Genomic DNA, 19,429 nt, shown 5'->3' on the forward strand with positions numbered 1-19,429 from the left:
GGGGTGCAAACTTATGCGCGCTGTCTGCTTGGGCTTATCCAGTCTGGCTGATGGCGCAGCTGAGTATAAAAATCACTGGGGACGGAAAACATCCTTGCAGGGTGTGGTGGCCAAAAGTCATGCCGTAATAACCCGTATTGACTGAGATTTACCCCTGGCCGACCATACTCGCTCCCCCGCACCAGCCCAAGGTGAGCTATTCAAAATGCACGAAAGCATCATGGAGCAGTTATGGCAGACTTCCCACCTGCAAGGTGGAAATCTGGCCTACGTTGAACAGCTTTTTGAGACCTACCTGACAGACCCCAATTCAGTTCCCGAAGAGTGGAGAAGCTACTTCGACAAGCTTCCGAGTGTTGATGGCTATAAAGGCCGCGACATCGTTCACTCGGCCATCCGCGAACAGTTCGAGCATATCTCACGCAATCAGCGTTTTCTTGCCAGCAGTGGTGTGCCTGCAAGCGCCACGTCAGATGCTGACAAAAAGCAGATCCGTGTTCTGCAGCTGATCAATGCGTACCGTTTCCGTGGTCACCAGGAATCAAAGCTCGATCCGCTGGGAGTCTGGCAGCGTCAGCCTGTTGAAGATCTCGAGCCCTCGTTCCACGAACTGGGCGAGTCTGACCTGGATCTCGAGTTCCAGACAGGTTCACTGAATTTCGGCTCCGAGACCATGAAGCTCGGAGACATCGTGCAAGGCTTGCGCCAGACCTATTGCGAAAGCATTGGCGCCGAATATATGCACGTGGTGGATACCCGCATCAAGCGTTGGTTCCAGCAGCGGATGGAGCCAGTACGCTCCCGCCCTGAGTACGAAGCGGAAACCCGCAAGCACGTGCTCGAGCGTCTCACCGCTGCCGAAGGCCTGGAAAAATATCTGGGCTCCCGTTATCCGGGCGTCAAGCGTTTTGGCCTGGAAGGCGGCGAGAGCCTGATTCCGTGCCTGGACGAACTGATTCAGCGTGCCGGCTCTTACGGTGCCAAGGAAATCGTGCTGGGCATGGCACACCGTGGCCGTCTGAACGTGTTGATAAACACCCTGGGCAAGAATCCGAAGGAACTGTTTGACGAGTTCGAGGGCAAGAAGCTCGCGGATTCCGGCTCCGGTGACGTGAAATACCACCAGGGCTTCTCCTCCAACGTGATGACTCCGGGTGGCGAAGTGCACCTGGCAATGGCATTCAACCCGTCACACCTGGAAATCGTATCTCCGGTGGTTGAGGGTTCTGTCCGTGCCCGCCAGGATCGTCGTGGCGATACCGACGGCAGCACTGTGCTTCCGATCGTTATGCACGGCGACGCGGCCTTTGCCGGGCAGGGCGTTGTGATGGAAACCTTCCAGATGTCCCAGACCCGGGGCTTCGGTGTAGGTGGTACCATCCACATCGTCATCAACAACCAGGTTGGCTTTACCACCAGCAAGCAGGAAGACGCCCGTTCTACCGAGTACTGTACCGATGTGGCGAAGATGGTTCAGGCGCCGATTCTGCATGTGAATGCAGACGACCCTGAAGCGGTTCTGTTTGTAACCCAGATGGCCATGGATTACCGCAACGAGTTCAAGAACGATGTGGTGATTGACCTGGTCTGCTACCGTCGTCGCGGCCACAACGAGGCCGACGAGCCGGCAGCAACCCAGCCGCTGATGTACGACAAGATTCGTAAGCTGAAAACCACCCGCGCCCTGTATGCGGACCAGCTGGTTGAAGCCGGTGTGATCAGCGAAGACGAAGCCAAGCAGATGGAGAACGACTACCGTGACGCACTCGACAAGGGTGAGCACGTGGTCAAGTCACTGGTCAAAGAGCCCAACAAAGAGCTCTACGTTGACTGGACTCCGTACCTTGGCCACGAGTGGACGGCCAAGTGCAAGACCAGCGTTGCCCTGAAAACCGTCCAGAAACTGGGCAAGAAGCTGACCCAGGTTCCGGAAGGCTTCAGCATCCAGCGCCAGGTTTCCAAGATCGTTAACGATCGGGAAAAGATGACTGCCGGTGCCCTGTCCATGAACTGGGGCTATGGCGAGATGATGGCTTACGCCACTTTGCTGAACGAAGGTCACCCGATCCGTCTGACCGGTCAGGACGTTGGCCGTGGCACCTTCTCGCACCGTCACGCGGTACTGCACAACCAGAAGGATGGCTCTACCCACGTTGCGCTGAAAGAGCTGGCCGAAGACCAGCCAAAGTTCGAAATCTATGACTCGCTGCTGTCTGAAGAAGCGGTTATGGCCTTCGAATACGGCTACAGCACCACCACGCCAAACGCACTGATTGTTTGGGAAGCCCAGTTCGGTGACTTCGCCAACGGTGCCCAGGTGGTAATTGACCAGTTCCTGACCAGTGGCGAGCACAAGTGGGGCCGTCTGTGTGGCCTGACCCTGCTGCTGCCGCATGGCTACGAAGGGCAGGGGCCGGAGCACAGCTCTGCGCGCCTGGAGCGTTTCCTGCAGCTTTGTGCCGAGCACAATATCCAGGTCTGCGTGCCCACCACGCCGTCCCAGGTATTCCACATGCTGCGCCGCCAGGTGAAGCGCCCGCTGCGTAAGCCGCTGGTTGCGATTACACCGAAGAGCCTGCTGCGTCACAAAGAGGCGATCTCCGGCCTGGATGACCTGACCTCAGGTACCTTCCAGACAGTACTGCCCGAGAAAGAACCTTCTGATCCGAAGAAAGTCACCCGTGTGATCATGTGTAGCGGCAAAGTCTACTATGATCTTCTGGAGAAGAAGAAAGCCGACGAGCGTGACGATGTGGCCATCCTTCGCCTCGAGCAGTTGTATCCGTTCCCGGCAGACGATCTGGACGAAATTCTGGGCCAGTACACCAAGCTCAAGAGCGCGGTCTGGTGTCAGGAAGAGCCTATGAACCAGGGCGCCTGGTACTGCAGTCAGCACCACATGCGGCACGCACTGCAGCGCCTGAACCCGAAACTGCACCTTGAGTACGCCGGTCGTGATGCTTCTGCTGCTCCTGCCTGTGGACACATGTCTGTTCACATCGAAGAGCAGAAGAAACTGGTTAACGACGCGTTTGGAATCTGACGAGCTACCGAACTAAGGATTTGTAATGTCAACTGAGATTAAAGCCCCCGTTTTCCCTGAGTCGGTTGCCGAAGGCACCGTCGCGACCTGGCACAAGCAGCCTGGCGAAGCCTGCTCCCGTGACGAGCTGATTGTCGATATTGAAACCGACAAGGTTGTGCTTGAAGTGGTTGCACCGGCTGATGGTGTGATTGAAGAAATTGTTAAAGGCGAAGGCGACACCTGCGAAAGCGGTGAAGTGATCGGCCGATTCAAGGAAGGCGCCGCAGGCGAGTCCAAGCCTGCTGAAAGCAAGCCGGGAGCCAAGGCCGAAGCGCCCAAGGAAGAAGCCGCTGCTTCCTCCGGCGACGCTATCCTGAGCCCGGCTGCCCGCAAGCTGGCCGAAGAGAACAACGTTGATCCGGCTGCTGTAAAGGGCACCGGTAAAGACGGTCGTGTTACCAAGGAAGACGTTCAGAACCACGTAGACAGCAACAAATCTTCTGGTTCTGCCGCCGCCAAGCCGGCCGCTGCTCCGGCGCTGGAAGTTGCCCAGGGCGAGCGCGCCGAGAAGCGTGTTCCGATGACCCGCCTGCGTGCCAGCATCGCCAAGCGCCTGGTGGATGCCCAGCAGACCGCCGCTATGCTGACCACGTTCAACGAAGTGAACATGGCTCCGATCATGGAACTGCGCAAGCAGTACCAGGAAAGCTTTGTGAAGCGCCACGGCATCAAGCTTGGCTTCATGTCTTTCTTCACCAAGGCAGCGACCGAAGCCCTGAAGCGCTTCCCGGCTGTTAACGCGTCCATCGATGGTAACGACATGGTTTACCACGGTTACCAGGACGTAGGCGTAGCCGTATCTACCGACCGTGGCCTGGTTGTGCCGGTTCTGCGTGACACCGACGCCATGGGCCTGGCCGACATCGAGAAGAAGATTGTCGAGTACGGCACCAAGGCGAAAGACGGCAAGCTGGGCATCGAAGAGATGACCGGCGGCACCTTCACCATCACCAACGGTGGTATTTTCGGTTCCCTGATCTCCACGCCGATCCTGAACCCGCCGCAGACTGCGATTCTGGGCATGCACAAGATCCAGGAGCGCCCGATGGCGGTGAACGGCAAGGTTGAAATCCTGCCGATGATGTACCTCGCGCTGTCATACGACCACCGTATGATCGACGGTAAGGAAGCGGTGCAGTTCCTGGTTGCGATCAAGGAAATGCTGGAAGACCCGGCCCGTATCCTGCTGGACGTGTAAGCTGACACTCAACGAATTCGATAACAGGAAAGATTATGTCCGATAAATTCGACGTTATTGTCATTGGCGCAGGCCCCGGCGGTTATGTGGCCGCCATCAAGGCTGCTCAGCTGGGTCTGAAGACTGCCTGTGTAGAATCCTGGACCGGCAAAGACGGCAAAAGCCAGGTTCTGGGCGGCACCTGCCTGAACGTGGGCTGTATCCCGTCCAAGGCACTGCTGGAAGTGACTCACAAGTTCGAGGAAGCAAGCCACGACTACGAGTCCATGGGTATCCTGGCCAAGAGCGTTGATATTGACGTTGCCAAGATGATGGAGCGTAAGGATGGCATCGTTAAGCAGCTGACCGGTGGTATCGCCGGTCTGTTCAAGGCTAACGGTGTAACCCCGATCCACGGCCACGGCAAGCTGCTTGCCGGCCGCAAGGTTGAAGTGACCGATAAAGACGGCAACACCAAGACCTACGAAGCCGACAATGTGATCCTGGCGACCGGCTCCAAGCCGATCGAAATCCCGCCGGCTCCGTTTGACGGTGATTACATCGTCGATTCCGAAGGCGCGCTGGAATTTACCGAAGTTCCCAAGCGTCTGGGCATCATCGGTGCTGGCGTAATCGGCCTGGAACTGGGTAGTGTCTGGGCTCGCCTGGGTGCCGAAGTTACCGTGATCGAAGCCCAGGATACTTTCCTGCCGGTTGTTGACCAGCAGGTTGCCAAGGATGCTCTGAAGCAGTTCAAGAAGCAGGGCCTGAACATCATCACCGGTGCCCGCATGACCGGTGCTGAAGTGAAGCGCAAGCTGGTTTACGTGAACTACGAAGACTCCAAGGGCAAGCAGGAAGCCAAGTTCGACAAACTGATTGTCGCTGTTGGCCGTCGCCCGTACACCGATGGTGCGCTGGCTGAAGATTCCGGCGTAACCATGGATGAGCGCGGCTTCATCTTTGTAGACGACAACTGCAAAACCGAAGCACCGGGCGTATGGGCCGTAGGTGACATCGTTCGTGGTCCGATGCTGGCACACAAAGCGTCTGAAGAAGGCGTTATGGTTGCCGAGCGTATCGCAGGCCACAAGCCGCAGGTCAATTACGACTGCATCCCCAACGTAATCTACACCGCGCCGGAAGTTGCCTGGGTTGGCAAGACCGAAGAGCAGCTGAAAGCCGAAGGTGAAGAATACAACGTGGGTACTTTCCCGTTTGCGGCCAACGGTCGTGCCATGGCGGCAAACGCCACGGGTGGTATGGTCAAGATCATCGCAGACGCGAAGACCGACCGCATTCTGGGCTTCCACGTAGTTGGCCCCCAGGCTTCTGAAATCGTTGCCCAGGGCGTGATCGCCATGGAATTCGGTTCCAGTGCCGAAGATCTGGCCCTGACCTGTTTCGCGCACCCGACTCTGTCCGAGTCAGTGCATGAAGCGGCCCTGGCCGTTGCCGGTGGAGCGATTCACGTCGCCAACCGTCGCAAGAAGAAGTAATTCGTTATCGGATTGAGCGGGGCGCCTTTTGGCGCCCCGCTGCCGGTTACTCTCCGTACGTGGTTATCATCCATCTAAAGACGGGACATTAACTATGAATTTGCACGAATATCAGGGCAAACAGCTTTTCGCTGAATATGGCCTGCCGGTATCCCAGGGCATCGCCTGCGATACACCTCAAGAAGCTGTTGACGCTGCCACTGAAATTGGCGGTGACGCATGGGTTGTCAAAGCACAGGTTCACGCTGGTGGCCGTGGTAAGGCCGGCGGTGTAAAGCTGGTTAAAGACAAAGAAGAAATCCGTGCCTTCGCACAGAACTGGCTGGGCAAAAACCTGGTAACTTACCAGACTGACGAAAACGGCCAGCCGGTCAGCAAGATTCTGGTTGAATCCCTCACCGACATCGACCAGGAGCTGTACCTGGGCGCGGTTGTTGACCGTGGCACCCGTCGTATCGTTTTCATGGCCTCTACTGAAGGCGGCGTGGAAATCGAGAAAGTTGCCGAAGAAACTCCTGAAAAGATCCTGAAGGCCGAAATCGATCCGCTGGTAGGCGCTCAGCCTTACCAGGGCCGCGAGCTGGCATTCAAACTGGGTCTGGAAGGCAAGCAGATCGGTCAGTTCACCAAGATTTTCCTGGGCCTGGCCAAGCTGTTTGAAGAGTGTGACCTGGCTCTGGTTGAGATCAACCCGCTGGTTATCACTCCGGCTGGCGACCTGCACTGCCTGGACGCCAAGCTCGGTGTAGACGGCAACGCCCTGTACCGTCAGAAGAAAATCCACGACATGCGCGATCCTTCCCAGGAAGACGCCCGTGAAGCCGAAGCGGCCAAGTGGGAACTGAACTACGTAGCCCTGGAAGGCAACATCGGTTGTATGGTTAACGGTGCGGGCCTGGCCATGGGTACCATGGACATCATCAAGCTCGCCGGCGGCCAGCCTGCCAACTTCCTGGACGTAGGTGGCGGCGCGACCAAAGAGCGCGTTACCGAAGCGTTCAAGATCATCCTGTCTGACGACGCAGTGCAAGCCGTTCTGGTTAACATCTTCGGTGGTATCGTTCGCTGCGACATGATCGCTGAAGGCATCATCGGTGCCGTTAAAGAAGTAGGCGTTAAAGTGCCGGTTGTGGTTCGTCTGGAAGGCAACAACGCTGACCTGGGCGCCAAGGTTCTGGCTGAAAGTGGCCTGAACATCATCGCCGCCACCAGCCTGGCGGATGCCGCAGAGCAAGTCGTTAAAGCCGCAGGGGGTAAATAATGAGCATCCTGATCAACAAAGACACCAAGGTTATCTGCCAGGGCTTTACCGGCGCACAGGGTACTTTCCACTCTGAGCAAGCTATTGCCTACGGCACCAAGATGGTTGGCGGTGTAAGCCCGGGTAAGGGCGGTACCGAGCACCTGGGTCTGCCGGTGTTCAACACCGTTCGTGACGCCGTAGAAAAGACCGGTGCAGAAGCCACCGTTATCTACGTACCGGCTCCGTTCTGTAAAGACGCCATCATTGAAGCAGCCGATGCCGGCATCAAGCTGATCGTATGTATCACTGAAGGCATCCCGACCATCGACATGCTGTACGCCAAGGAATACGTTGATCGTGCCGGCGTTCGCATGATTGGTCCGAACTGCCCGGGTGTAATCACTCCGGACGAGTGCAAGATCGGCATCATGCCTGGCCATATCCACAAGAAGGGTAAGGTTGGCATCGTATCCCGCTCCGGCACCCTGACTTACGAAGCCGTGAAGCAGACGACTGACTACGGCTTTGGCCAGTCTACCTGTATCGGTATCGGTGGTGACCCGATTCCTGGCTCCAACTTCATCGATATCCTGGCCCTGCTGCAGGAAGATCCGGAAACCGAAGCTATCGTGATGATCGGTGAGATCGGTGGTACTGCCGAAGAAGAAGCGGCTGCGTTCATCAAAGAGAACGTAACCAAGCCTGTGGTTTCCTACATTGCCGGTGTGACTGCACCTCCAGGCAAGCGTATGGGCCACGCGGGCGCCATCATCTCTGGTGGTAAGGGTACTGCAGACGAGAAGTTTGCCGCCCTGGAAGACGCCGGCGTTAAAACCGTGCGCAGCCTGGCCGAAATCGGCAAGGCCCTGAAGGAAGTGACTGGCTGGTAATCAGTCCGGTTTCAAGCCTTTAACAAAACCCCCGGATTCGCGAGAATTCCGGGGGTTTTGCGTTATGTTGCCAGGCTTTTGATTCGCTTTGCTTAACGCAGGGCAGTGTTGCGTCTATAATGCCCGGTCAGCCCGTTTCCCGTGGCCGTATGTATTCTGGCCGAAACGGGCACTTTATAAACAGAAAGAAGGAGTTCGTGCTTTGAGTTCTGTCGATTCCCAGCAAAGAGTGTTGTCCGGCATGCGTCCGACCGGCAAGCTGCACCTCGGCCACTACCACGGTGTGCTGAAAAACTGGGTCAAGCTCCAGCACGAGTATGAGTGCTTCTTCTTCGTCGCAGACTGGCATGCCTTGACCACCCAGTACGACGACACCTCCGGCATCGAGCAAAGTGTTTGGGACATGGTCATCGACTGGCTGGCCGCCGGCGTGAACCCGGGTTCCTCAACCATGTTCATTCAGTCCCAGGTGCCGGAGCACGCAGAACTCAACCTGCTGTTGTCCATGATCACTCCGCTGGGCTGGCTGGAAAGGGTTCCGACTTACAAAGAACAGCAGGAGAAGCTGCGGGAAAAAGACCTGGCCACCTACGGCTTCCTGGGCTATCCGCTGCTGATGTCCTCCGACATCCTGATGTATCGTGCCGGCAAAGTGCCTGTGGGGGCCGACCAGCTTTCCCATGTCGAGATTACCCGGGAAATCGCTCGTCGCTTTAACCATATCTATGGCCGTGAGCCGAATTTCGAAGAGCTTTCGGAAGCGGCCATCGTCAAGATGGGCAAGAAGAACGCCAAGCTCTACCGCAACCTGAAGAAGCGTTACCAGGAAGAGGGCGATGTAGAAGCCCTGGAAACGGCCCGGGCACTGTTGAAAGAGCAGCAGAATATTTCCCTGGGCGATCGCGAGCGGCTTTATGGCTACATCGAAGGCGGCGGCAAGGTGATTCTGCCTGAGCCCCAGCCGCTGCTGACCCCGGAATCCAAGATGCCGGGGCTGGACGGACAGAAGATGTCCAAGTCGTACAACAACTACATCGGCCTGCGGGAAGAGCCGGACAGCGTGGCTCAGAAAATTCGCACCATGCAGACCGACCCGCAGCGGGTGCGCCGTACCGACCCTGGCGAACCGGAGAAGTGCCCGGTTTGGGGCATGCACAAGGTGTACTCAGACGAGAAGACCTGCCAGTGGGTACAGGAAGGCTGCCGCAGTGCCGGTATTGGCTGCCTGGATTGTAAGAAACCGCTGATCGATTCCATTATCGAAGAGCAGAAACCGCTGCACGACCGGGCCAGGGAGTATGAGGGCAATCCGGACCTGGTTCGCTCCATCCTTGAAGAAGGGCGTGAGCAGGCCCGTGATGCGGCCCGCGATACCCTTGAGGAAGTCCGCGCGGCCATGGGGCTCAGTTACCGCTGAGCCAGGCCGGGCAACCCCGACCAGAGGTGAAAAGGTATGACGGACGAAAGCACGGAATTAGCTGACGCCCCGGCGGATACCCCGGTGCAGGAGCCCCTTGCACGGGTGTCCGGCAAGCCCCTGGTCGACCTGCCGAAAGATCTCTACATTCCACCGGATGCACTGGCGGTTTTCCTGGAGGCCTTTGAGGGGCCCCTGGATTTACTGTTGTACCTGATTCGCCGCCAGAACATGAACATTCTGGATATCGACGTCAGCGAGATCACCCGGCAGTACATGGATTACATCGGTGCCGTGGAAGCCATGCGCTTCGAACTGGCGGCGGAGTACCTGGTAATGGCCGCCACCCTGGCGGAGATCAAGTCCCGGATGCTGCTGCCTCGCCAGGAAACTGACGATGAGGATGATGTCGATCCGAGGGCAGAGCTGATCCGCCGGCTGCAGCAATACGAGCGGTTCAAGCAGGCGGCAGAAGATATCGACGAAATGCCCCGCATGGAGCGGGACACCTTTGCCGGTTCTGCCGCACTGCCGAAGCTGCCGTCGTCCCAGCCGCACCCGGATGTCGATATGAGGGAGCTTCTGCTGGCGCTGCGTGGCGTACTGCAACGGGCCGACCTGTTTACCAGCCACCATGTGGAGAGGGAACGGCTGTCTACCCGGGAACGCATGTCCCATATCCTGGCCAGCCTTCAGGGAGACCGGTTCGTGACCTTCGAAAGCCTGTTCACCATCGAAGAAGGCCGGCTTGGTGTGGTGGTAACCTTTCTGGCGACGCTGGAACTGGTCAAGGAACAGCTGATTGAAATTGTGCAGGCAGAGGTTCTCGGGTCCATTCACGTGCGCGCCCGTGCTGCCAGCTAAGGGATATTCGGAACCATGAACGAAGAACAGTTGGACCGCATTCGTTGTATTGCCGAGGCCGCCCTGCTGGCCGCCGGAAAGCCCCTGTCGCTGGATCAGCTCCGGGAGCTGTTCGACGAAGGCGATCGTCCGGCCCGGCAGGTTATGGAGCATGTGCTGGTGCTGCTGGAGCAGTCCTGTGAAGGCCGCGGATTCGAGTTGAAGAAAGTTGCCAGCGGTTACCGGTTGCAGGTGAGGGAAGAGTTCGCGCCCTGGGTTGGCCGGCTGTTCGAGGAAAAGCCGCAGCGGTATTCCCGGGCGTTGCTGGAAACCCTGGCACTGATTGCCTACCGGCAACCGATTACCCGGGGCGAGATTGAAGAAATCCGTGGCGTTACGGTAAGCAGCAATATCATTCGCACCCTGCTTGAGCGAGAGTGGGTGCGGGTAGTGGGCCATCGCGATGTGCCGGGCAGGCCGGCCATGTATGCCACCACCAGACAATTTCTTGATTATTTCAACCTGACCGGGCTCGATGAGTTGCCTCCGTTGTCGGAAGTGCGGGATCTCGAAGAGATCGGTCGGGAGATAGGACGCAATATGCAGGGCGAAATCGAACTCGATGCGCCCGACCAGACACTTCACTGATGCCACCGGCATCAGCTATTCAGTAAGGATGTAATACATGGCGGCATCTAGCCCCGGAAAACCAGGCGCAGCAAAGAAACCGGCCCGCGGCGACCAGGCCCTGAGTGAAGGCCCGGAGCGCATTCAGAAACTCCTGGCCCGTGCCGGTGCCGGATCACGCCGGGAAATCGAGGGCTGGATGGAGTCCGGCCGCCTGCTGGTCAACGGCCAGCCGGCACAGCCCGGGCAGAAAGCCACCATTGACGACTCCTTCGAACTGGACGGCAAGGTTCTGGACGTAAGCTCGGCCGCCCAGGTGGTTCGCCGGGTGCTGATCTACAACAAGCCCGAAGGCGAAGTGACCAGTCGGAAAGATCCGGAAGGCCGACCGACGGTATTTGACCGGCTGCCACGGCTGAAAGATCAGCGCTGGATTTCCATTGGCCGCCTGGATATCAACACCACCGGACTGGTGCTGTTCACCACCGACGGTGAACTGGCGAACCGGCTGATGCATCCGTCCCGGCAGATTGACCGTGAATACGCGGTGCGGGTGTTTGGCGAAGTAGACGACGCCATGCTGGAACGCTTGCGTGAAGGTGTGTTGCTGGAAGATGGCATGGCCAAGTTTTCCGATATCGCGCCCGCCGGCGGCAGTGGCATGAACCGCTGGTTCCACGTAACCCTGCTGGAAGGCCGCAACCGGGAAGTACGCCGTCTGTGGGAATCCCAGGGTGTGCGGGTAAGCCGCCTGAAGCGTGTCCGTTACGGGCCGATCTTCCTGCCCAGCCGTCTGACCCTGGGCAAATGGGAAGAGCTGGACCAGAAAGCGGTCGATACCCTGAGTCGCACGGTCGACCTGGCACCGGTGAGCATTCCCCAGAAAACGCCTGGGGAACAGGCTGAACACGATCGGAGACGCCGCAAGAGCCCGGGTAAATCGCTGCAGCGTGCCCGCAAAGGCAGCTGGCAGGTCTCTGATTCCGCCCCGGCCCGTCCCCAACGCAAACCTCGTAGCTGATCCCTCAGCGGTCCCGCCCCTGTCTGCCGGCAATCAAAATGTCCGACAAGGGGGTGGGGCCGGCAAAAGCCTGTGATAAACTCCTGCGTTTGATTGTCCCGCGTTGGCAGAGGTGAGCATCAGGTCTATGAGATTTCAGGCACCGGAAAGTCTTTCCGAACAGATCGCCCAGCATATTGGCCAGAGAATCGTTATCCGGGATCTCAAGCCCGGCGAGCGCATTCAGGAGCTCAAGGTAGCCGGAGAGCTGAACGTCAGCCGCGGCTCCGTGCGTGAGGCGCTGCTGATTCTCGAGCGCCGGCACCTGGTGGAAATCTACCCGCGCCGTGGTGCCGTGGTGTCTGACCTGACTCCGGCCTCTGTGAATGCCCTCTACGACATCTACATCGACCTGCTGTGCATGCTCGGGCGCAAGGTGCTGGAACGCTGGTCCGGCGACGAGCTTGGCGGCGTCATGAGCCAGGTACGGGAGATGCAGGCAGTCATCGACGCCCTGAACTCCCAGGCGCCAGACGCTGCCGAACGGGTGATCGAGGCTGGTTTTGGCGTCATGCGCTACGCCTACAGCCTTGTTGAAAACCCGTTTCTGGAAGAAACCCTGGAAAACTTCCGGCCCGCCATCAGCCGTACCTACTACGTGGCGCTGGATCATTTCCGCAGTGAAATTGCCGAAACCGGTACCTTCTTCCGAAACCTGGCCGATGCGGCCGTAGCCGGTGATGCCGAGCGCCTGCAGAAGGTTATCCAGGACTTCGGTGAACACCAGCGCCAACAGGTACTGAGCATTCTCACGGAGGAGAACGCCTGACATGCGGCTCAAGTCCATTAAACTGGCCGGTTTCAAATCCTTTGTTGATCCAACCACCGTACCGTTCCCGTCGAATATGACGGCGGTAGTGGGGCCGAACGGTTGTGGCAAATCCAACATCATTGACGCCGTTCGCTGGGTAATGGGCGAGAGCTCCGCAAAGTACCTGCGGGGCGAATCCATGACAGACGTTATCTTCAACGGCTCCAGCGCCCGCAAGCCGGTGGGGCAGGCCTCCATCGAGCTGGTGTTTGATAACACCGAGGGTAAGGCGCCGGGCGAGTTCGTCAAATTCAACGAAATTTCGGTAAAACGACGGGTATCCCGGGAAGGCCAGTCCGAATACTTTCTCAATGGCTCCAAGTGCCGCCGTCGAGACATTACAGACCTGTTTTTGGGCACCGGCCTGGGGCCGCGAAGCTACGCCATCATCGAACAGGGTATGATTTCCCGGTTGATCGAAGCCAAGCCGGAGGAATTGCGTGTCTACATCGAAGAAGCGGCCGGCATTTCCAAGTACAAGGAACGCCGCCGGGAAACCGAAAACCGCATCAAGCGTACCCAGGAAAACCTTGATCGCCTGACTGACCTGCGGGAAGAACTGGGCCGGCAATTGCAGCACCTGGAGCGACAGGCGGCTGCAGCGGAAAAGTACAAAACCTACAAGCAGGAAGAGCGCCAGAAAAAAGCGGAACTTACCGTACTGCGCTGGAAGGCCCTGGATAACGACCTGCAAACCTCGCGAGGCAAGATCCGCGATACCGAACTGGAGCTTGAAAAACTCCTGACCGAGCGGGTGAACCTGGAAACCTCCCTGGAATCCCTGCGGGAAGCCCACCACGAACGCACCGAACACTTTAACCGAGCCCAGGCCCGCTACTACGAAGCCGGCGCGGATATTGCCCGTATTGAGCAGAGCATCGAACACCAACGGGAACGCAGCCGCCAGACCGCTGCCGAGCTGGACCAGGCCATGGCCAACCAGCGGGAACTGGCCCGGGAGCTGGAACAGGACGAAGACAAGCTGGCGGGCATCCAGGAAGAACTGGATATGCTGGAGCCCGAGCAGGAGAGCCTGGCCATCCGGGCCGAGGAATCCGGCGAGAAGCTCCAGCAGGCCGAGGATGCCATGAGCGACTGGCAGCATCGCTGGGATGAATTCAGCACCCGATCCGCCGACGCTCGCCGCCAGGCAGAACTTGCCCAGTCCCGCATCCGTTCGCTGGAAGACGCCATCGAGCAGCTGCGCAACCGCAAACAGAAACTTCACGACGAAAACGAACTGCTGGAAGGCCAGCTGGACCGGGCAGAGCTGGAAGACCTGCTGGAACAGCAGGAAACCCTGGAGCTCCAGCGGGAAGAAGTGCAGGAGCGTATTCAGTCTCTGCAGGATGACGTTTATAACGCCCGCCAGAAACTCCGCGATGCCGAACAGCAGGTACAGGAGCATCGCCAGCGGGTGCAAAGCCTGCGGGCTTCCCTGGAGTCCCAGCAATCCCTGCTGGATGAACAGATGGGCAGCCAGGACGATGCGCTGCAACAATGGCTTTCAGATAACGGCCTTTCCGATGCGCCCCGGCTGGCGACCCGCCTGGCGATCGAAGACGGCTGGGAGTTTGCGGTTGAGCAGGTAATAGGCCGGTTCACCCAGGGCCTTTCGTTGCCCGGCTTTGATCAGCTGACGGGCGCGCTGGAACAGGCTCCCAGAGGCCTGGCGGTCGTTTCGGAAAATGGAAATGGCAGCCCGGAAAGCTCCGGGCTTGCCGCCAAGGTATCTGGCGTCCCGGCGCTGGATGCCATGCTGGCAAACATTGATGTGGCGGAATCTGCCGCTGACGCACTCGCGCGCCGTGAGCAACTGGCGCCGGCCGCCAGCCTGATTACCCGTGAAGGGATCTGGGTTGCCCGGGACTGGGTACTGATGCCGGACTCCGACGCCGGCCAGGTGGGCGTGATCGAGCGCCAGAAAAAGGTCACCGAGCTTGAAGCATTGCTGGCGGAAGCCGAAGAACAGCTTGAAGCCGCTACTGACCAACTGGAACTTTTGCAGGAGCAGGGCGAACGGGCAGAGACCGCCCGGGAAGAAGCCCAGGCCAGAATCAGCGAAACCGAGCGCGATCTGGCAGCGCTGGCATCCCGCGCCAGCGGCCTGAAAGCCCGGGCAGAGCAGATTGATGCCCGGCTGTCCCGCATTCGCGACGATATTGAAGAAGTGACCGCGAGCCTGGAAGGCCAGCAGGAAAGTCTGCTGGAAGCCCGGGAGGAATGGGATATTGCGCTGGCCTCCAGCGAAGACTCCGATGAAGAAAAAGAACGCCTGCTGGAACAGCGGGATAGCCTCAGGGAGAACCTTGACCGCCTGCGCCAGGATGCCCGCCACGATCGTGACCACACCCACCAGCTGCAGCTGCAACTGCAGACCCTGCAAAGCCAGCGTGACGGCCTGAAACAGACCATCGACCGGATGCAGCTCCAGAAAGAGCGCCTGGAAGAGCGGCTGGACGTGCTCCGGGAGGCCCGGGAAACCGCCGAAGAGCCTGTGGAAGACCTGCAAATGCAACTCGAAGGCCTGCTGGAGCGCCGGCTGGCGGAAGAAGAAAAGCTGGGTGCCGCCCGGGATGCCCTGGAAGATATTGACAGGGAAGTGCGGGATCGGGAGCAGGGCCGCAGCCGTACCGAACACGTGGTGCAGGACGTCCGTGCACAGCTCGAAAAGCTAAAGATGGAATCCCAGGCGCTGGAGATTCGCGCTGGAAATTATATTGAACAACTCAGAGAGTTAGACGTTAAACTTCAGGTGGTACTTGAGCAATTGCCAGAGGACGCCGAGGAAAAAGTCTGGGCCGAAGAGCTGGAAAAGATCGGCAATCGCATCCAGCGGCTCGGGGCCATCAACCTGGCTGCCATCGAGGAGTATCAGGTTCAGGGTGAGCGCAAGAACTACCTGGATGAGCAGCACAATGATCTGATGGAAGCGCTGGAAACCCTGGATAATGCGATCCGCAAGATCGACCGGGAAACCCGTCAGCGTTTCAAGGAAACTTTTGACCAGGTGAACGGTGGCTTGCAGGCGTTGTTCCCGAAAGTGTTCGGGGGAGGTAATGCCTACCTGGAGCTGACCGGGGAAGACCTCCTGGAAACCGGCGTCGCCATCATGGCCCGGCCCCCGGGGAAGAAAAACAGCACCATTCACCTGTTGTCCGGTGGTGAAAAGGCCCTGACGGCCATTGCCCTGGTATTCTCCATTTTCCAGCTCAACCCGGCGCCTTTCTGTATGCTGGATGAGGTCGATGCCCCGCTGGATGATGCCAACGTTGGCCGGTACGCCAATATGGTCAAAGAGATGTCCAAACAGGTACAGTTCATCTACATTACCCATAACAAGATCGCTATGGAGCTGGCTGACCAGTTGATGGGGGTGACCATGCACGAACCGGGCTGTTCGCGACTGGTATCGGTAGACGTAGACGAGGCAGCGGCCCTGGCCGAAGCCTGACGGGTTGGCGAAAAAGCCGCCAACCATGACAATAACGCCATCTGGGCCCGGTGTGCGTTGTATTCATTACGGGCTTTTCTTAGAGTAACAACGTTCCGAACTGCAAACAGGACAGCAGCTTATGTCACTTAGGGAATGGTTAATCGCCATAGGTACCCTGGTAATTATTGTAATCGTGGTCGACGGTATCCGTCGCATGCATCGAGCCCGCAAGGAATCCATGGCGATTTCTTCTGGCATGGGTGCCGATGAACTTAAAGAGTCCCCGCTGGATGACGAATACAACCCGGAACTGCCGAATGGCGGAGCCCGCATAGTTTCCCGGGGTAACCTGGAAGAGCGGGGCTATGTCACCCGCGATACCTCCGAACCTGACAGTTACGACGATGACGTGGAACCCGAAACGGGCTGGGGTGCCATTGATGATGAACCCGAAGAGCCTGTTCAGACACGTGTGCAGTCCCGGCAGGAACAGCCCCGGGAGTTTGCGGAACCGGAGCCGATGGCTGAGCCGGAGCCCGAATCTGAAACTGCTCCTGAGCCACAACCGGAAGTGCGCCAGCCGTCACAGCCGGTCAAGGAGCAGGAGCCTCCGGTTGTCACCTCCGAGGTGGAAGAAGATACCGCCCGCAGGGAGCCAGTGAAACCCCGTGGTAATCAGCCGCTGGCCGGCGCCAACCGCCCGGAAGCCCGGGAAGTACTGGTCATCAACGTGTTGTCCCGCAGTGGCGAGGAATTTTCGGGCCCGGTCCTGAAAAATCTGTTCGAAGCCTGTGGCCTGGAGCACGGCGACATGGATATTTACCATCGCCACGAAGGCTCCGATACCACCACGCCGGTGCAGTTCAGTGTGGCGAACGCGGTAGAGCCGGGTACCTTCCGGCCGCAGGACATGCCCGGGATGAAAACGCCGGGTATCAGTTTCTTCATGAGCCTGCCCGGGCCGTCAAACGCCATGCAGGCATTCGAATTCATGCTGGAAACTGCCCAAACCGTGGTCCGCAACATGGGTGGCGAGCTGAAAGACGAGCGCCGCAGTGTGATGACACCGCAAACCATCGAGCATTGCCGCCAGCGCATCCGTGAATTCGAGCGTAAACAACGTTCCCATCGGGCCTAACACCCAGCCAGGACTCCCGACCTGATGACCAAAGCTTCTGCAGAAATCCAGCAGCGCGTAGCTGAGCTACGCGTCAATCTTGAAGACCACAATTACTACTATTACGTTCTGGACGAGCCCAGAATCCCCGATGCGGAATACGACCGGCTGTTCCGGGAGCTTCAGCAACTGGAGCGCGAACATCCGGAGCTGGCTTCTGACGACTCGCCTACCCGCAGGGTAGGCAGCACCCGCGACACCAGCTTCGCCGAAGTGACCCACCGGCTGCCCATGCTGTCGCTGGACAACGCTTTCAGCGAAGACGAACTGCGGGACTTCGACCGCCGGATCCGCGACCGCCTGAACACCGAAGACTCCATTGAATACGTCTGCGAACCCAAGCTCGATGGCCTTGCGGTCAGCCTGCATTACGAGAACGGACTGCTGACCCGCGCCGCCACCCGGGGCGATGGCTACACCGGAGAAGACATCACCGCCAACATCCGAACGATTCCGTCTGTACCGCTGAAGCTTCGGGGCAGCGGCTATCCGGAGCTGGTAGAGGTGCGTGGTGAGGTGTACATGCCCAAAGCCGGGTTCGAGAAGCTGAACCAGCGGCTGGCAGAGCAGGACGAGAAGACCTTTGTGAACCCGCGTAATGCCGCCGCCGGCAGCCTGCGCCAGAAGAAATCTACCGTCACCGCCAGGCGCCCGCTGGAGTTCTGCGCCTACAGCATGGCAGTAACAGACGAAAGTGTGCTGCCCGGCACCCACTGGGACAGCCTACAGCTGGTGGCCGACTGGGGTTTCCGGATCAACCCGGAAATGCGCAAGGCCGAGGGTGCGGAAGACTGCCTGCGGGCCTACAACGAGCTGATGGAAAAGCGTGACAGCCTGCCCTATGAAATCGACGGCATTGTGTTCAAGGTAAACCGGCTGGATCTCCAGCAACAGCTCGGGTTTGTCTCCCGGGCACCGCGCTGGGCGATTGCCCACAAGTTCCCGGCCCAGGAAGAGCTGACGGTCATTGAAGATGTGGAGTTCCAGGTGGGCCGCACCGGCGCTGTTACCCCGGTGGCACGGCTGAAACCGGTGTTTGTCGGCGGCGTCACGGTGTCCAACGCCACCCTGCACAACATGGATGAAATCCGCCGTCTGGATGTGCACATCGGCGATACCGTGTTCATTCGCCGGGCAGGCGATGTTATTCCGCAGGTGGTGAAGGTGGTGCCGGAAAAACGCCCGGCTAACGCACCTTCCGTTGAAATGCCGGCGCATTGCCCGGTTTGCGGTTCCGACATTGTCCAGATTGAGGGTGAGGCGGTAGCACGCTGCTCCGGCGGCCTGTATTGCCCGGCCCAGCGCAAAGAAGCCATCCGCCATTATGCCTCCCGCAAGGCGATGGATATTGAAGGCCTTGGCGACCGGCTGATCGAAGTGCTGGTGGATGAAGGCATGGTGAGTACGGTGGCGGATCTGTACCGGCTGACCAAATTCCAGCTGGCCAGCCTTGAGCGTATGGGCGACAAGTCTGCCGGAAACCTGGTGGCGGCTATCGACCGTTCCCGTAACCCGGTGCTCTGGCGCTTCCTGTATGCGCTGGGCATCCGGGAAGTGGGGGAGGCCACGGCCAAGTCCCTGGCGTCCCATTTCGGAACCCTGGAGGCCATTGCCGGGGCGGATGAGGAAGCCCTGAAGCTGGTTCAGGATGTCGGCCCGATCGTGGCCGGCCATATCCGCAGCTTCTTTGATCAACCCCACAACCAGGAAACCCTGCAAGCGCTTAAAGACGCCGGTGTTACCTGGCAGGAAGAGCAAGTAGTAGCTGCTGAAGAACAGCCGCTGGCGGGTGAAACCTGGGTGCTCACCGGCACCTTGTCGCAAATGACCCGGGACCAGGCCAAGGAAAAGCTGGAGCGCCTGGGTGCCAAGGTGGCTGGCAGCGTCTCGAAAAAGACCGCTTGCGTGGTGGCGGGAGAAGCGGCCGGCTCCAAGCTCGCAAAAGCTGAGCAACTGGGTGTGCCGGTGCTGGACGAAGATGGATTGCTGGCCCTGCTCAAGGAGCACGGCTTAGAGGCCTGAAGGCCGCTGGCCGGTGAATCTGAGAACTCGCGCAGATCCCCCGGAGAACAAATTGGCTACCATGGCGTTGACCTGTAACGGTGTGTAAACCGGTTGGCTGTACGCAACCGGACACCGCCATAACAACAACGTCTTGAAACGG

Annotated in this window: 13 protein-coding genes; all 13 read left to right on the forward strand. The window is 58.8% G+C overall.

What is annotated here, in order from left to right:
• The first annotated feature begins 205 nt into the window (after positions 1–205).
• Complete coding sequence (locus AQ621_RS05100; RefSeq protein WP_058340548.1) at positions 206–3,043, forward strand: 2-oxoglutarate dehydrogenase E1 component; 2,838 nt, start codon at positions 206–208, stop codon at positions 3,041–3,043.
• Positions 3,044–3,068: 25 nt separating this feature from the next.
• Positions 3,069–4,283 carry a 2-oxoglutarate dehydrogenase complex dihydrolipoyllysine-residue succinyltransferase gene (gene odhB, locus AQ621_RS05105; RefSeq protein ID WP_058340549.1) on the forward strand — a complete coding sequence of 405 codons (1,215 nt, stop codon included), beginning with the start codon at positions 3,069–3,071 and terminating at the stop codon, positions 4,281–4,283.
• 35 nt (positions 4,284–4,318) lie between these two features.
• Positions 4,319–5,761: a dihydrolipoyl dehydrogenase gene (gene lpdA, locus AQ621_RS05110; protein WP_058340550.1), complete on the forward strand. Its 1,443-nt coding sequence runs from the start codon at positions 4,319–4,321 to the stop codon at positions 5,759–5,761.
• A 94-nt stretch (positions 5,762–5,855) separates the two neighbouring features.
• A complete protein-coding gene (gene sucC / locus AQ621_RS05115; RefSeq protein WP_058340551.1) occupies positions 5,856–7,022 on the forward strand; it encodes an ADP-forming succinate--CoA ligase subunit beta in 1,167 nt (388 codons plus the stop codon).
• Positions 7,022–7,894: a succinate--CoA ligase subunit alpha gene (gene sucD / locus AQ621_RS05120; RefSeq protein WP_058340552.1), complete on the forward strand. Its 873-nt coding sequence runs from the start codon at positions 7,022–7,024 to the stop codon at positions 7,892–7,894. Before sucC ends, sucD begins: the two co-directional genes overlap by 1 nt.
• A 202-nt stretch (positions 7,895–8,096) precedes the next feature.
• Positions 8,097–9,311: a tryptophan--tRNA ligase gene (locus AQ621_RS05125; protein ID WP_082640904.1), complete on the forward strand. Its 1,215-nt coding sequence runs from the start codon at positions 8,097–8,099 to the stop codon at positions 9,309–9,311.
• Positions 9,312–9,347: 36 nt separating this feature from the next.
• Positions 9,348–10,175 carry a segregation and condensation protein A gene (locus AQ621_RS05130; protein ID WP_058340553.1) on the forward strand — a complete coding sequence of 276 codons (828 nt, stop codon included), beginning with the start codon at positions 9,348–9,350 and terminating at the stop codon, positions 10,173–10,175.
• A 15-nt stretch (positions 10,176–10,190) separates the two neighbouring features.
• Entirely contained in the window at positions 10,191–10,802 is a 612-nt protein-coding gene (gene scpB, locus AQ621_RS05135; protein WP_058340554.1) for an SMC-Scp complex subunit ScpB, read from the forward strand.
• A 37-nt stretch (positions 10,803–10,839) separates the two neighbouring features.
• A complete protein-coding gene (rluB, locus tag AQ621_RS05140) occupies positions 10,840–11,802 on the forward strand; it encodes a 23S rRNA pseudouridine(2605) synthase RluB (RefSeq protein ID WP_058340555.1) in 963 nt (320 codons plus the stop codon).
• Positions 11,803–11,929: 127 nt separating this feature from the next.
• The gene (locus AQ621_RS05145) at positions 11,930–12,610 is read left to right on the forward strand and encodes a GntR family transcriptional regulator (protein ID WP_058340556.1); all 681 of its coding nucleotides are present in this window, start codon (positions 11,930–11,932) and stop codon (positions 12,608–12,610) included.
• Position 12,611: 1 nt separating this feature from the next.
• Complete coding sequence (gene smc, locus AQ621_RS05150) at positions 12,612–16,106, forward strand: chromosome segregation protein SMC (protein WP_058340557.1); 3,495 nt, start codon at positions 12,612–12,614, stop codon at positions 16,104–16,106.
• 121 nt (positions 16,107–16,227) lie between these two features.
• Complete coding sequence (gene zipA / locus AQ621_RS05155; RefSeq protein ID WP_058340558.1) at positions 16,228–17,226, forward strand: cell division protein ZipA; 999 nt, start codon at positions 16,228–16,230, stop codon at positions 17,224–17,226.
• A 24-nt stretch (positions 17,227–17,250) separates the two neighbouring features.
• Positions 17,251–19,287 (forward strand): NAD-dependent DNA ligase LigA, encoded by a 2,037-nt coding sequence (gene ligA / locus AQ621_RS05160; protein ID WP_058340559.1) that lies wholly within the window; start codon positions 17,251–17,253, stop codon positions 19,285–19,287.
• Positions 19,288–19,429: the final 142 nt, after the last annotated feature.

The sequence above is a fragment of the Marinobacter sp. P4B1 genome (assembly GCF_001447135.1).
Lineage (GTDB): Bacteria > Pseudomonadota > Gammaproteobacteria > Pseudomonadales > Oleiphilaceae > Marinobacter > Marinobacter vinifirmus.